The 12816-nt window shown below is 40.6% G+C and carries 12 protein-coding genes and 1 other RNA gene; 9 read left to right on the plus strand and 4 right to left on the minus strand.

Going from position 1 to position 12816, the window contains the following annotated elements:
• Positions 1 to 7 precede the first annotated feature (7 nt).
• The 6 genes from gap to TAO_RS01980 all read left to right on the plus strand — a co-directional run bounded on the left by gap (position 8) and on the right by TAO_RS01980 (position 6786).
• Entirely contained in the window at positions 8 to 1021 is a 1014-nt protein-coding gene (gene gap / locus TAO_RS01955; protein WP_096526376.1) for a type I glyceraldehyde-3-phosphate dehydrogenase, read from the plus strand.
• Positions 1022 to 1181: 160 nt separating this feature from the next.
• Positions 1182 to 2360: a phosphoglycerate kinase gene (locus tag TAO_RS01960; protein ID WP_096526377.1), complete on the plus strand. Its 1179-nt coding sequence runs from the start codon at positions 1182 to 1184 to the stop codon at positions 2358 to 2360.
• Between the two features lie 76 nt (positions 2361 to 2436).
• On the plus strand, positions 2437 to 3885 hold the full coding sequence (gene pyk / locus TAO_RS01965) for a pyruvate kinase (protein ID WP_096527711.1): 1449 nt from the start codon (positions 2437 to 2439) through the stop codon (positions 3883 to 3885).
• A gap of 60 nt (positions 3886 to 3945) precedes the next feature.
• Entirely contained in the window at positions 3946 to 5010 is a 1065-nt protein-coding gene (fba, locus tag TAO_RS01970; RefSeq protein ID WP_096526378.1) for a class II fructose-bisphosphate aldolase, read from the plus strand.
• Positions 5011 to 5199: 189 nt separating this feature from the next.
• Positions 5200 to 5412 (plus strand): hypothetical protein, encoded by a 213-nt coding sequence (locus TAO_RS01975; RefSeq protein ID WP_096526379.1) that lies wholly within the window; start codon positions 5200 to 5202, stop codon positions 5410 to 5412.
• A gap of 51 nt (positions 5413 to 5463) precedes the next feature.
• Positions 5464 to 6786 carry a KAP family P-loop NTPase fold protein gene (locus tag TAO_RS01980; RefSeq protein ID WP_096526380.1) on the plus strand — a complete coding sequence of 441 codons (1323 nt, stop codon included), beginning with the start codon at positions 5464 to 5466 and terminating at the stop codon, positions 6784 to 6786.
• 11 nt (positions 6787 to 6797) lie between these two features.
• Here the strand turns inward: TAO_RS01980 and TAO_RS01985 are convergent, their stop codons facing one another.
• Genes TAO_RS01985 through pepP form a run of 3 tightly spaced genes read right to left on the minus strand, consistent with a single transcriptional unit; the run spans position 6798 to position 10611 of the window.
• Complete coding sequence (locus TAO_RS01985) at positions 6798 to 8048, minus strand: UbiH/UbiF/VisC/COQ6 family ubiquinone biosynthesis hydroxylase (RefSeq protein WP_231910544.1); 1251 nt, start codon at positions 8046 to 8048, stop codon at positions 6798 to 6800.
• Entirely contained in the window at positions 8045 to 9280 is a 1236-nt protein-coding gene (ubiH, locus tag TAO_RS01990) for a 2-octaprenyl-6-methoxyphenyl hydroxylase (protein ID WP_096526381.1), read from the minus strand. The genes TAO_RS01985 and ubiH overlap by 4 nt, the downstream gene beginning before the upstream one ends.
• A gap of 23 nt (positions 9281 to 9303) precedes the next feature.
• Complete coding sequence (pepP, locus tag TAO_RS01995; protein ID WP_096526382.1) at positions 9304 to 10611, minus strand: Xaa-Pro aminopeptidase; 1308 nt, start codon at positions 10609 to 10611, stop codon at positions 9304 to 9306.
• 420 nt (positions 10612 to 11031) lie between these two features.
• Between pepP and TAO_RS02000 the strand changes: the two genes are divergently transcribed.
• From TAO_RS02000 to ssrS, 3 genes are all read left to right on the plus strand, one after another.
• Entirely contained in the window at positions 11032 to 11229 is a 198-nt protein-coding gene (locus TAO_RS02000) for a TIGR02449 family protein (protein ID WP_096526383.1), read from the plus strand.
• Positions 11229 to 11543: a cell division protein ZapA gene (locus tag TAO_RS02005; protein ID WP_096526384.1), complete on the plus strand. Its 315-nt coding sequence runs from the start codon at positions 11229 to 11231 to the stop codon at positions 11541 to 11543. Before TAO_RS02000 ends, TAO_RS02005 begins: the two co-directional genes overlap by 1 nt.
• Positions 11544 to 11771: 228 nt before the next feature.
• Positions 11772 to 11963, plus strand: a non-coding RNA gene (gene ssrS / locus TAO_RS02010) — 6S RNA.
• Here ssrS and aroE read toward each other — a convergent pair.
• Complete coding sequence (gene aroE, locus TAO_RS02015) at positions 11962 to 12810, minus strand: shikimate dehydrogenase (RefSeq protein WP_096527713.1); 849 nt, start codon at positions 12808 to 12810, stop codon at positions 11962 to 11964. The genes ssrS and aroE overlap by 2 nt on opposite strands.
• Positions 12811 to 12816 lie beyond the last annotated feature (6 nt).

Below are 12816 nucleotides of genomic sequence, written 5' to 3' on the forward strand. Positions count from 1 at the left end.
GAAAACTATGACAATTAAGGTCGCAATCAACGGTTACGGTCGCATTGGCCGCAATGTTTTGCGTGCTGTGTACGAGCACAATCGTACTAATGAGATTCAGATCGTAGCTATTAATGATCTAGGAGATGCCAATACTAATGCTTATTTAACTCAGTACGATACTGTACATGGCAAGTTTCCTGGTAAAATTTCTGTTGATGGCGACTACCTAATTGTCGATGGGGATAAAATTCACGTCCTAGCTGAAAGAGATCCTACTAAATTGCCTTGGGGATCACTAGGAGTGGATGTAGTACATGAGTGTACAGGGTTATTCACCAGCAAGAAAAAGGCCTCTGCTCATATCCAAGCAGGAGCAAAGAAGGTGATTATTTCAGCTCCAGGAGGTGGAGATGTAGATGCTACCATTGTTTATGGAGTTAATCATCATGATTTAAAATCCTCTGATACAGTCATTTCTAATGCATCTTGTACCACTAACTGTTTAGCACCTTTAGTGAAAGTACTGCAGGATAATATAGGCGTTGAGCATGGTTTAATGACAACTATTCACTCCTATACAAACGATCAAGTGCTTACTGATGTGTATCATCAAGATCTCCGCCGGGCGCGATCAGCTACCCATTCTATGATTCCTACTAAAACTGGTGCGGCAGCAGCAGTTGGTTTTGTCTTGCCAGCCCTTGATGGGAAGTTAGATGGTTTTGCGGTACGTGTGCCAACGATTAATGTTTCGTTAGTTGATCTTACTTTTGTGGCTTCTCGTAATACGAGTAAAAATCAAATTGATGAAATGATGCGAAAGGCTGCAGAAGGAAGCCTAAAAGGAGTATTGACATATAATGATAAGCCGCTTGTGTCTATTGATTTTAATCATGACCCTTCTTCCTCGGTTTATGAAGCCACTTTGACTAAGGTAATGCAAGGTAGTTTAGTCAAAGTGCTAGCATGGTATGACAATGAATGGGGTTTCTCGAATCGTATGCTGGATACTACGATTGCCTTAATGGGCGCTAAATAAATTAGTGTTTAGTGAAGAGGTTAAAATTCGGCTTTAAATCATTAAATTGAGTAGTATTATTTATTGGTTTAAGCCTGAGAAATATCCAATAAATTAATCTAATTTGAGGAAGGTTATCCTTCCCTTTAGATAAATGCCCTATTTAAGGAGAGTAGGCTCCATGTCAGTTTTAAAAATGAGCGATCTGGATCTCGCTAGGAAGCGAGTTTTAATCCGTGAAGACTTTAATGTACCTCTAAAAAATGGTGAGGTTGCTGATGATACTCGTATCATGGCTTCACTACCTACAATTCGGCAGGCAATACAGGCAGGTAGTAAGATAATGTTAATGTCCCATTTAGGGCGGCCTGTGGAAGGAGAATTTAATCCTGATTTTTCCTTAGCTCCAGTTGCTACTCGTTTATCTTTTTTATTGGGTAAAGAAGTTCGTTTAGTACGAGATTGGCTGGAGGGTATAGCGCTTGATGACGATCAAATAGTTCTTTGTGAAAATGTTCGGTTTAACCGAGGAGAGAAGAAGAACGATGAGGTTTTAGCAAAAAAGATGGCAAACCTCTGCGATATCTATGTGATGGACGCTTTTGGTAGTGCTCATCGAGCACAGGCTTCTACTCATGGAGTTGCTAAGTACGCACCCATTGCTTGCGCAGGACCTTTATTGTCAGGGGAATTAGAAGCCTTAGGTAAGGCATTAAATAATCCTGCTGGACCTATGATTGCTATTGTAGGGGGCTCTAAAGTTTCTACTAAGTTAACAGTATTAGAGTCCTTATCGAAAATAGTAGATCAGCTCATTGTAGGGGGCGGTATTGCAAATACTTTTATCGCCGCTGCAGGCTACAATGTAGGAAAATCCCTATATGAACCAGATCTAGTCAAAACTGCTGCAAAGCTAAAAGCTGCAGCTCAAGATCGAGGCGGGGATATCCCAATACCTATTGATGTGGTTTGTGGTAAGAAATTTTCAGAGGATGAAAAAGCCACCCTTAAGCCTGTCGCTGAGGTTACAGATGATGATATGATTTTTGATATTGGCCCGGAGACTTCAAAGCACTTTGCGGAAATACTAAAGAAGGCTGGGACTATTGTCTGGAATGGCCCTGTTGGCGTGTTTGAGTTTGATCAATTTGGTGGGGGAACTAAGTCTTTAGCGCTATCGGTTGCTGAAAGCTCTGCTTTTTCTATTGCGGGTGGCGGTGATACGCTAGCAGCTGTAGCAAAGTATGGTGTGGGTGATCGAGTATCTTATATTTCTACTGGTGGGGGTGCCTTTTTAGAGTTTTTAGAAGGGAAAAAGCTACCAACAGTTGCCATTCTCGAAGAACGGGCTGCTCGCTAATCTGAGTAACACTTTAATATAGGTTTCTAGCTATTATTTGGCTGCAAATAGTACAGGAGCAGGCTTTGGAAAAATCATGCTAAGGCGGACTAAAATCGTCGCAACTTTGGGTCCAGCTACTGATGATCCTAAAGTTTTAGATCAGATTATTGAAGCTGGAGTAGATGTAGTGCGCTTAAATTTTTCTCATGGCCATCATGAATTACATCGTGAGAGGGCAGAAACTATAAGAAGACGCGCACAAGCCTATGGACGGCAGATTGGGGTGTTAGCTGATTTACAAGGGCCGAAGATTCGCATCGCTAAATTTAAGAAGGGTAAAGCAAATTTAGAAGATAAAGCTTATTTTACTTTAGATACTAGTTTAGCGGAAGATGAAGGTGATGAAACCCAAGTAGGTGTTGACTATAAAGCTCTAGCCGATGATGTTGTTCGGGGTGATACCTTACTTTTAGATGATGGTCGTATAGTTTTACAAGTAGAGGAAGTCGTAGGATCACGAATCGACTGTCAGGTGGTGATTGGCGGTATTTTATTAAATAACAAAGGTATCAATCGACAAGGTGGTGGTTTATCTGCTAAAGCGCTAACAATGAAAGACCGTGAGGATATTCAATATGCGGCTGAAATTCAGGCTGATTATTTAGCGGTATCCTTTCCCCGTAGTGCTGCTGATCTTAATGAGGCTCGAGAGCTATTTCGGGTAGCCGGAGGTAAGGGTGGGATTGTAGCAAAGATAGAACGTGCGGAAGCGTTGGAGATGCTTGAGGAGATGATTGCTGTTTCCGAGGCAGTGATGGTAGCCCGAGGAGATCTTGGGGTGGAGATTGGAGATGCTGCATTACCGCCAGTACAAAAAGAGATTATCAATTTAGCCCGAAAGTTAAACCGAGTGGTAATCACGGCAACTCAGATGATGGAAACCATGATAAAAAACCCCATTCCAACTCGGGCTGAAGTTTTTGATGTGGCTAATGCGGTTTTTGACGGTACTGATGCAGTCATGCTATCTGCTGAAACGGCATCAGGTGATTTTCCAGGCAAAGCAGTTGCAGCGATGGATCGCATTTGCCGTGAAGCTGAAAAGCAGTACCAAGTGACTGTTTCTACCCATCGTATTAGTACTCGATTTAGCCGGGTGGATGAAGGTATTGCGATGTCTGCTATGTATTTAGCTAATCATTTTAATATTAAAGCGATCATAGCACTCACCGAGTCCGGAACCACGCCGCTATGGATGTCTAGAATAAGTTCCGCTATACCCATTTATGCGTTGACTCAACATGTAGAGACGCGTAGAAAAGTAACCCTATATCGTGGTGTTTGCCCGGTAAGCTTTAATGTGAATTCTTCTGATCATGCCCTTATTAATCGTGAGGCAGTCAGTGAGTTACAACGCCGAGGGGCTATTCATGGTGGAGATTGGGTGATTATTACTCAGGGTGATTTTACAGGTGTGCCAGGGGGTACTAATGCATTAAAGGTTGTTCGCGTTGGCGATATGGCTGAACCCTCTGAGCTATAATCGAAAAGCTATTATCTAAAAAATGTATGGCTAATAACTTAATTGTATGAGGATAAAAAAATGGCTTTAATAACGTTGCGTCAATTGCTTGATTATGCTGCAGAACATAGTTTTGGTATTCCTGCATTTAATGTCAATAATATGGAACAAGTTCACGCTATCATGCAGGCTGCTGAAGCTGTTGATAGCCCAGTAATCATGCAGGCGTCTGCTGGGGCTCGTTCATATGCTGGTGAGCCATTTCTGCGCCACTTAATTGAGGCAGCGGTAGAACAATATCCTTATATTCCAATCTGCATGCATCAAGATCATGGGGCAGAGCCTGCAGTTTGCTTGAGATCTATCCAGTCTGATTTTACCTCGGTGATGATGGATGGTTCTTTAATGCCAGATATGAAAACCCCATCTAGCTATGAATATAATGTGGATGTCACTAAACAAGTTGTCCAAATGGCTCATAGCGGTGGTGTTTCTGTAGAAGGAGAATTAGGCTGTTTAGGTTCCTTAGAAACAGGAATGGCGGGTGAAGAAGATGGTTCTGGGGCAGAAGGTAAACTTGATCATAGCCAGCTGCTTACCGATCCTGAGGAAGCAGCAGATTTTGTTAAAAAAACCAAAGTAGACGCATTAGCTATAGCGATTGGTACTAGTCACGGAGCTTATAAATTTACTCGCCCTCCTACTGGGGATACCTTATCTATTAAGCGAGTGAAGGAAATTCACGCCCGTATTCCTGATACCCACTTAGTGATGCATGGCTCTAGCTCGGTACCTCAAGAGTGGCTGAAAATTATCCATGAATTTGGTGGTGATATTGGTGAGACTTACGGCGTGCCAGTAAAGGAAATTCAAGAAGGGATTCGGCACGGCGTGCGTAAAGTGAATATAGATACCGATCTACGCCTTGCCGTAACGGGTGCTATTCGTAAAAACTTAGCTGAGAATCCGAAAAATTTTGATCCTCGTAAATACCTTAAAGTAACAACAAAGGCAATGAAGGATATTTGCCAAGCTAGGTATGAAGCTTTTGGATCAGCAGGCCATGCTTCAAAGATCAAGCCTGTTTCTCTTGAAGAAATGACTAAGCGTTATGCGAGTGGCAAGCTAGATCCACGGGTTAATTAACTCGTTCTTAAGCTAAAAACCATAATAAAAACTCCTAGTAAATTATTTATTGCCAGCTAGATTTGGGTGACGAGAGGCAAGTTAGCCTCTTGTTTCCTAATTGTTTAATTGTCTATCTTATTTCTAAAAAGATTTCTCATATTATTACCATTAATCCAGCGTTGCTATAGCTTTTTATAGGGTAATAAAATGATTTTCTCAACAGTAATTTTAGCGATTATTGTTGTGAGCCTGTTATGGTTTTTAATCCTTCAGAAATTGAACCATCCCGGGTTTAGTTATTTTATTGTAATTGCTGTAGGGGTTGCCTTGCTCTACCATGGCTCGGTTCATTCCATTTACATTGGCATTGAAGTAATGGGTTTGGGCTGTTTAGTAGTTTGGGCTAAACATCAATCGTAGCTTTCCCAAGTATATTCGTTTTGCATTAATCGCTAAAGATATTTTGCTTCTATGAGAATTACTACCCCGCCCTTAGATATTCAGGAATCCCATGGTTTTAAAAATGATTTACTTCAAAGAAAGCAGCTGGGTGAATCCCTAACCAATTTGGTTATTAATTCTACAGAAGCACTTGTTATTTCCCTCAACAGCCAGTGGGGTGAGGGAAAAACAACTTTTGTTAAGATGTGGCAAGGATTACTAAAAGAACAGAATATTCACAGTATCTATATTGATGCATTCCAGAATGATCATACAGATGATGCATTTATTTTGATTGTCAGTGCGATTAGCTCATATGCGGATCGGCATGCTGGAAAAAATAAAATTAAAAAATTTAAAAAAATCGCAATAGAAACAGGAAAACATTTAATTCCGTGGGCAGCTAAAACTGTTACTAAAGCGTTCACCTTTAACCTGATTGATAATGAGGGCATGGAGCGTTTGTTGGCGCAAAAAAATATTGTACAAGATACTTCTGAAGCAGTTGGAGGGTATGTTAAAGAACGGTTAGAAACCCACACCAAGAAAGTTGAATTAATAGAGGCTTTTAAAAAATCTTTATCCGAGCTACCCAGTAAATTAGAAAATAATACAAGCGCTAAGCTGGTTATCATTATTGATGAACTAGATAGGTGTAGGCTCTCATTTGCTATTGAAATTATCGAAAAGATAAAGCATTTCTTTTCAATTGAACATATTATCTTTGTGCTTGCGATGCATAGAAATCAGCTAGAAGGATCTATTAAACATATATACGGAAAAGATATTGATGCCTATACGTATCTGCAAAAATTTATTAGTGTTGAAGCCACTCTTCCGCCGAAATTTTACTCCAACTACGATCATGGTAGCTACATTCAGCGATTAATAAAGTTACATGAGATTCCAAATTATAATAATACTCATGAGGGTATTGTTTCTTATTTGATCCCGTTAGTTAGGCATTTTGAATTTTCTCTAAGGCAGATTGAAAAAGTATTTACTAATTTAGCTATTATTTATGGTATTTCTAATGCTAAACAGGATAAATCTCTATTAGATTCCCCTGCGCTTATAGTCTTTATTTCAGCGGTTAGGGTGAAAAATTCAAATTTATTTGAAAGGCTTCAAAAGCAAAACATTACATTTAAGGATTTATGGGAAGGGCTTAAAATAGCCCAAGTAGATTTCTCCTTAGAGAATTTGCGTAATTGGGTGCGCTTTGGGGTACTATCGGAAGAAGAATTTTGTACCCTTAGTGTAGATGATCCTGCTAGAAAAGTAATCAATCACTATAACATTAGAGAGAAGATAATTCCACTGCTTTGCCAGAGGCTTAGCATGTTTCAGTAGAGTGGTAGTTTTTATTTTTCTTCAATATTGAATCCCCCCCGAGCAAGGGAAGGCAAATCCCCTGTTAATCCTGAAGCTTGGCGCATGATTAGATGTTTAATAGGCGTAATTTTATCCGTTGCGGTAAGGCCGAGGTTACGAATCACTTGGATGGGTAGTAAGGTGCTGCTAAAAAGACGCTTAAGAGCATCAATAGCAAGCTGAGTAGTAAAGTTATCTCCCTTCCTCCAGCGCTCAAAACGTCGTAAAGTAAGAAAATCCCCAGGATCTTTAATCTTTTTAGCGGTGGTTAATACTTCTGCTAAAACGGCGGCATCCAGTAACCCTAAATTTACCCCTTGACCCGCAAGGGGGTGAATGATATGAGCCGCATCTCCAACTAATGCTAGACGAGGCTGAACATAGGTTTTTACGTGGTGTGTACTGAGGGGAAAAGCAGCTCTAGGACTCATCACTTGGGTAGCCCCTAGGCGGTACTCAAAGGCAGTACTCAGGGCGGTGGAAAATGCAGGGTTATCTAATGCGCATAACCGCTCAGCCTCTTCTGAGCGTGTACTCCAGACAATAGAGCATTGATGGGGATCTTGTAGCGGTAAAAAAGCAAGCACACCCTCAAGGAGAAAACGTTGCCAAGCGGTTTCTTCGTGGGATTTTTCAGTGTGAATGGTAGCAACCAAACCTTTTTGTTGATAATCTTGGCAATAATTACTAATACCAACTAATTCTCTAACTTTAGACTGTGCTCCATCAGCACCTACTAATAAACTACTATTTAAGCAAGAACCTTCCTCTAATCGTATGCTTATATTCTGATCTTTTTGAATAATTCCATTGAGGTGCCCCGGTAAATAGAGATCAATATTATTCTGTTTTTTACAGGCTTCAAGGAGAACGCTTTGAATAATTTTGTTTTCAATGATATGCCCTAGGTGAGATTCTCCGATGGTAGCGCTATCAAAGTGAATTTCCCCAATTCTCGCTGTATCCCATACGTGCATTTTTCGAAAGATGCTGACTCGTTTTGCTTCTATATCCTGCCAAATACCTATATTTTTAAAAATATTTTCAGAAGCACGAGTAATAGCACTGACTCGTAGATCATAAGCATTTTCAGATATATCGTTTGCATTTGGTACAGGTAAGTTTGCTTCTACGAGCGCAATTTGAAATTTGGATGACTGACTTAGCGTTAGTGCTAAACAGGAACCCACCATGCCAGCGCCAACAATAATGATGTCATAAGAAGAGGGGCTTAGAGTCACAATGCCAGTCCTCGAGTTAGGCGGGGTTGTTGTCCTAGAAGTCCAGTGGCTTGACGAATAAGCAATTGCTTAAGTGGAGGAATTAAATCTAAAGCAGTTAAGCCTAATCCTCGACTTTGACTAAGTACTGGATAATCATTTGAAAAGAGATAGATTAAAGAATCTGTAAATTTTGTCACTAAGCATTGATCTCGATAACGCCATTTTGTATAAGTTGATAGGGCATCGAGGCTTCCATAATCTTGGCCAACTTTATGGGCATCAGCAATCATTTCAGCTAAAGCAGCAACATCTCGTAATCCTAAATTAAACCCTTGGCCAGCAACGGGATGGAGGTTATGGGCAGCGTTGCCTATTAGTACAGCTCGGTGCGTAATCTGCTGCTGCGCCCAAAGTAGCTGAAGTGGATAAGCATAGCGTTTACTGGTGCGAATGAGCCGGCCTAAGCGTCTTCCAAAACGCTGCTGTAATAGAGAGAGAAAAATTTTATCATTTACTGCGGTAAGATAAGGCGCTTGGGCATTTTTTACGGTCCAAACTACATTGGAGTATCCCTCGTTTAAAGGTAGTAATGCCAATGGTCCAGTATCAGTAAATCGTTCAAAAGCCGTATATTGATGAGACCGTTCTGTAGCTACATTAGTAGTAATAACTGTTTGACCATAGTCTTTTTGATAAACGGGGATCTGTAATAACTGTCGTGTTAGGGAATGCCCCCCCTCGGCCACTACTAACAATTGAGTAGAAAGCGTTTGGATATGGGTTTGAGAGGTGATTTGTACCTGTATTTTTTCAGCATTATTAATAATATTAATAATTTTAGCTGGGCGAATAAATTCAATTTGGGCAAATTTTTTAAGCTGTTGATAGATCGCCTGAGTAAGTACCTCCATTCTTACCACATAACCTAATGCAGGTAGAGAAGCTTGAGTGGTATCTAAGCGTGTTACTCCAAAATGGCCACGATTAGAAATGTGAATATGATGAATAGGTATTGCTTTAGGCGCGATGGTGGACCAGCAACCTATACTTTCAAGGATACGACGAGAGCTAAAAGCCAGTGCAATTGCGCGAGAGTCAGTATCTGCATTTGGTGGTTCGCTGGTACCCGTAGGAGGGGTGGCCTCTATAATGCCAATACGTAAGGATCGAGGCGCTAAAGCTAAAGCAAGACTGCCGCCAACAAGGCCGCCGCCAGCAATGAGGAGATCATAATCAAGAGAAGAAGACATTATTGCTGTTTAGGTATTTGCGTTTATGAAGAAGCCATTAAGCTTTGAATTTCATCTACGGTCTTGGGAGCTGCTGCACTTAAAATTTCATAGCCATTTTTAGTTACTAAGATATCATCTTCAATTCTAACTCCAATGTTCCACCATTTTTTAGCGATATCGGGGCTGGCGGGGATATATAATCCTGGTTCTATCGTTAGCACCATGCCAGCCTCAAAAACTCGCCATTCGTCATTGATCTTGTAATCTCCCACATCATGGACATCCATACCTAACCAATGTCCGGTACGGTGCATAAAAAACTGACGATAATACCCTTTTTTAATTAAGGTATTTACCTGCCCTTTAAGCAAACCAAGAGATACTAAGCCTTCTGTTAATATGTGTACTGCGGCCTCATGGGGATCATTCCAATGGTTTCCTAGTTTTACTTTATTGATTGCAGCCACCTGTGCTTCTAGGACAAGCTCATAAATAGCTTTTTGCGCTGGGGAGAAGCAACCATTTACTGGAAACGTACGGGTAATATCCCCAGCATAATAATCGTACTCAGCACCTGCATCAATAAGTAGTAGTTCATTTTTTTTTAGGCGAGTATTGTTATCAGTATAGTGAAGAATACAAGCATTACTACCCCCTCCTATAATAGGAGGGTAGGCGTGGGATCGAGCACCTTGATTACAGAAATGATGAGAGATTTCTGCTTCTATTTGGTACTCCATTATGTCAGGACGACAGAATTGCATTGCTCGGATGTGAGCTTCGGCTGAAATCCGTGCCGCCTCACGCATAGCTTTAATTTCTTGTGCGCTTTTAATCAGGCGCATTTCATGGAGTAAGTGATCAAGGGCTACAAGCTCCCCTGGGGCGCGCTTACCTGCGCGGGAGGCTCGTCGGATCTGGTTAATCCAATTTACCAGCCGCCGATCAAACTCTAAATAATAACCGATAGCGTAGTAAATACGATCTTTTCCCTCTAAAAGACCGGGAAGAATGCTATCAATATCCGTAATAGGAAAAGCATCATCTGCCCCATAATTTTCACAAGCTCCTTTAATTCCAGCGCGTTGGCCTTCCCATCTCTCTTTTTCTGGATCTTCTTCTCGGCAAAATAAAAGGTATTCTCCATGATCACGGCTAGGGATGAATACAGCGACTGCTTCATGTTCAGGAAAGCCTGTTAAATAATAGAAATTACTATCGGCACGAAATGGGAATGCAACATCGCGGTTGCGATAATAAGTGCTTGCTGTAGGTAATATAGCAATGCTATCTTCTCCCATCGTTTCCATTAAATATTTACGGCGGAGCTGAAATTCTTTAGATTCCATAATAATAAATAACTATATTTTAAAGCTGATTTATGGTGATTATCTATTGATAATGAAATATTTTATTACTGATCTGAGAACTTTACTGTTAGCAAATTTTATTCTTAAGTTAGGAGTATGCTGTTTTTAATTTTGTGACATTTATCACAAAATTAAAGATTAGTTATGCTGAATATAATGGTAGTGTTTTAGTGCAGGGATAAGTTTACGCACAGGATTAGTAATTTATAATTCTTTTATATAAATTACAGCTTAATATAGATTTTTAATTATTAATCCATGTTATATTTTACAGCATAAATCATAAGTAATTAATTATAATAATTCTAAAATATTCTTGGCGTTAAAGTTAGTTAAATTACCGTTGTGGTTCGGATTTGCTCTCGAGCTACATTGGGTAAGAATAAGAGCCTATAAAACATGACAATTGAGCAATTAGAGCAGCGTATTAATGAGTTAATTAAGCTTTGTGATCATCTAAAGGCAGAAAACCAAGCCTTACGCAATCAGATTACGGAACTCGATTCTGAGCAAACTAGGCTGATTAGATTAACCGAGCTTGCACGAAACCGGATCGAAGATATGATCATGCGCCTAAAATCTATGGAGCAGGCCTGATGAATAATGAGGCTCCGCCAATGGTATTGCATATATTAGGTAAAGAATATCGGGTAGGTTGCCCACTTGGTAATGAAGAGTCATTGCTAACAGCCGCTCGATATGTAAATAAAAAAATGGAAGAGGTTAAAGGCTGCGGTAAAGTTATTGGTGTAGAACGAGTAGCTATAATGACAGCCCTAAATATCGCTCATGAATTATTGGAGGAGTATAGCAGAAAAAAGGAAGAACATGAGCTAAATGAGCGTATTCAAGCCCTTCGGTATAAAGTTGAAATGGTATTAGAGGAATACCGTCAGATTGAGGCTTCATAAAAGGATCGGAGTTAACTGTTTACGTATTGCAATTATCGGCTTATGTGCGCCGATCCTGTTGGGCTACTCACTGCGTTTTTCTTGATCCATCGGAACCTCTCCTCTATACAGCACATGTTATTAGCCCTTGCGCCCTGTGCTTCACTACGCTGCGCAACATCGCTGGAGGTCGTCTTGTATTCTGCATTTTTCTATGCTGGACTTTCTTATAGATTCGAGGGAAAATAAGGCCTCCTGTAGTGTACGCCAGTGGGCTAGATATTACTTGAGGCTATATCTAAGGCGCTAGGGGGCAGGATTTGTAATACTAATGCGCATGTCTGCCTAGACTGTAGCAGAAAGCCTCCGGTATTACACGGAGCTCCCACTTGGACTTTTTGGTCTCAAGAGCGATGCCCACAGCGGCACTACGGGATCTTTATTCCCCTATAGTAAGTAAGCGATCTCTTTGTTTTAATCTTAGTTGTGTAATGATGGGTGCAGTGTTAGGTCTTATCTTACGCCAAATGAAGAATGATTCTGCTGCCTGTTCTACTAGCATTCCTAGGCCATCTAAACAGTGCTCTGCCCCTTGTATTTGCCCCCATTTAATAAAAGCTGTAGATTCGTTTCCATACATCATATCGTAAACCCAGCTATTAGGATTTAATATTCTTGGGGGGAGTTGAGGAACTTCTCCGTGAAGGCTGCTTGCTGTAGCATTAATAATAAGATCGAAGGAGTTATTTTCAAGCAGCTCGTGCCCACCCCCTATAATCGTACCAAAAGGGCTAAATCGTGCTGCTAGCTCAATGGCTTTAGCGGAGGTGCGGTTAATTACAGCTAGATGTGATGGTTTTTCTGATAATAATGCCTCTATGACCCCAGAGGCTGCACCGCCAGCCCCCAGTAGCAGAAGCCGCTGACCACTGATCCGTTTTCCATGATTCTGGGTTAGATCTCGTACTAATCCTATGCCGTCAGTATTATAGCCAAACAATGATCCATCTTCTTTAATAGCAATAGTATTAACTGCTTTTGCTCTTTGAGCTTCAGAGCTGCATTTATCCATTAAACTCCAAGCTTGGTTTTTAAATGGGATAGTAATGTTTAACCCTTTACCTCCTTGGTTATGAAAAACAGTTATTGCTTCTTCAAATTTTCCTACCTCCACCAATATGGGTGTATAGATTAGATTTTGGTTCGTCTGATAAGCAAACATAGTATGAATCTGGGGAGATTTACTATGGGCAATAGGATTACCCATAACAGCGTAATGATCAGGTATTACCAT

Origin of the sequence: Candidatus Nitrosoglobus terrae, from assembly GCF_002356115.1 — a bacterium.
GTDB classification, from domain to species: domain Bacteria; phylum Pseudomonadota; class Gammaproteobacteria; order Nitrosococcales; family Nitrosococcaceae; genus Nitrosoglobus; species Nitrosoglobus terrae.

What these genes read in the sequence shown, in the direction of transcription:
- gap (WP_096526376.1), top strand. Translation starts at nt 8, where the DNA reads ATGACAATTAAGGTCGCAATCAACGGTTACGGTCGCATTGGCCGCAAT.
- TAO_RS01960 (WP_096526377.1), top strand. Translation starts at nt 1,182, where the DNA reads ATGTCAGTTTTAAAAATGAGCGATCTGGATCTCGCTAGGAAGCGAGTT.
- pyk (WP_096527711.1), top strand. Translation starts at nt 2,437, where the DNA reads ATGCTAAGGCGGACTAAAATCGTCGCAACTTTGGGTCCAGCTACTGAT.
- fba (WP_096526378.1), top strand. Translation starts at nt 3,946, where the DNA reads ATGGCTTTAATAACGTTGCGTCAATTGCTTGATTATGCTGCAGAACAT.
- TAO_RS01975 (WP_096526379.1), top strand. Translation starts at nt 5,200, where the DNA reads ATGATTTTCTCAACAGTAATTTTAGCGATTATTGTTGTGAGCCTGTTA.
- TAO_RS01980 (WP_096526380.1), top strand. Translation starts at nt 5,464, where the DNA reads ATGAGAATTACTACCCCGCCCTTAGATATTCAGGAATCCCATGGTTTT.
- ubiH (WP_096526381.1), bottom strand. Translation starts at nt 9,280, where the DNA reads ATGTCTTCTTCTCTTGATTATGATCTCCTCATTGCTGGCGGCGGCCTT.
- pepP (WP_096526382.1), bottom strand. Translation starts at nt 10,611, where the DNA reads ATGGAATCTAAAGAATTTCAGCTCCGCCGTAAATATTTAATGGAAACG.
- TAO_RS02000 (WP_096526383.1), top strand. Translation starts at nt 11,032, where the DNA reads ATGACAATTGAGCAATTAGAGCAGCGTATTAATGAGTTAATTAAGCTT.
- TAO_RS02005 (WP_096526384.1), top strand. Translation starts at nt 11,229, where the DNA reads ATGAATAATGAGGCTCCGCCAATGGTATTGCATATATTAGGTAAAGAA.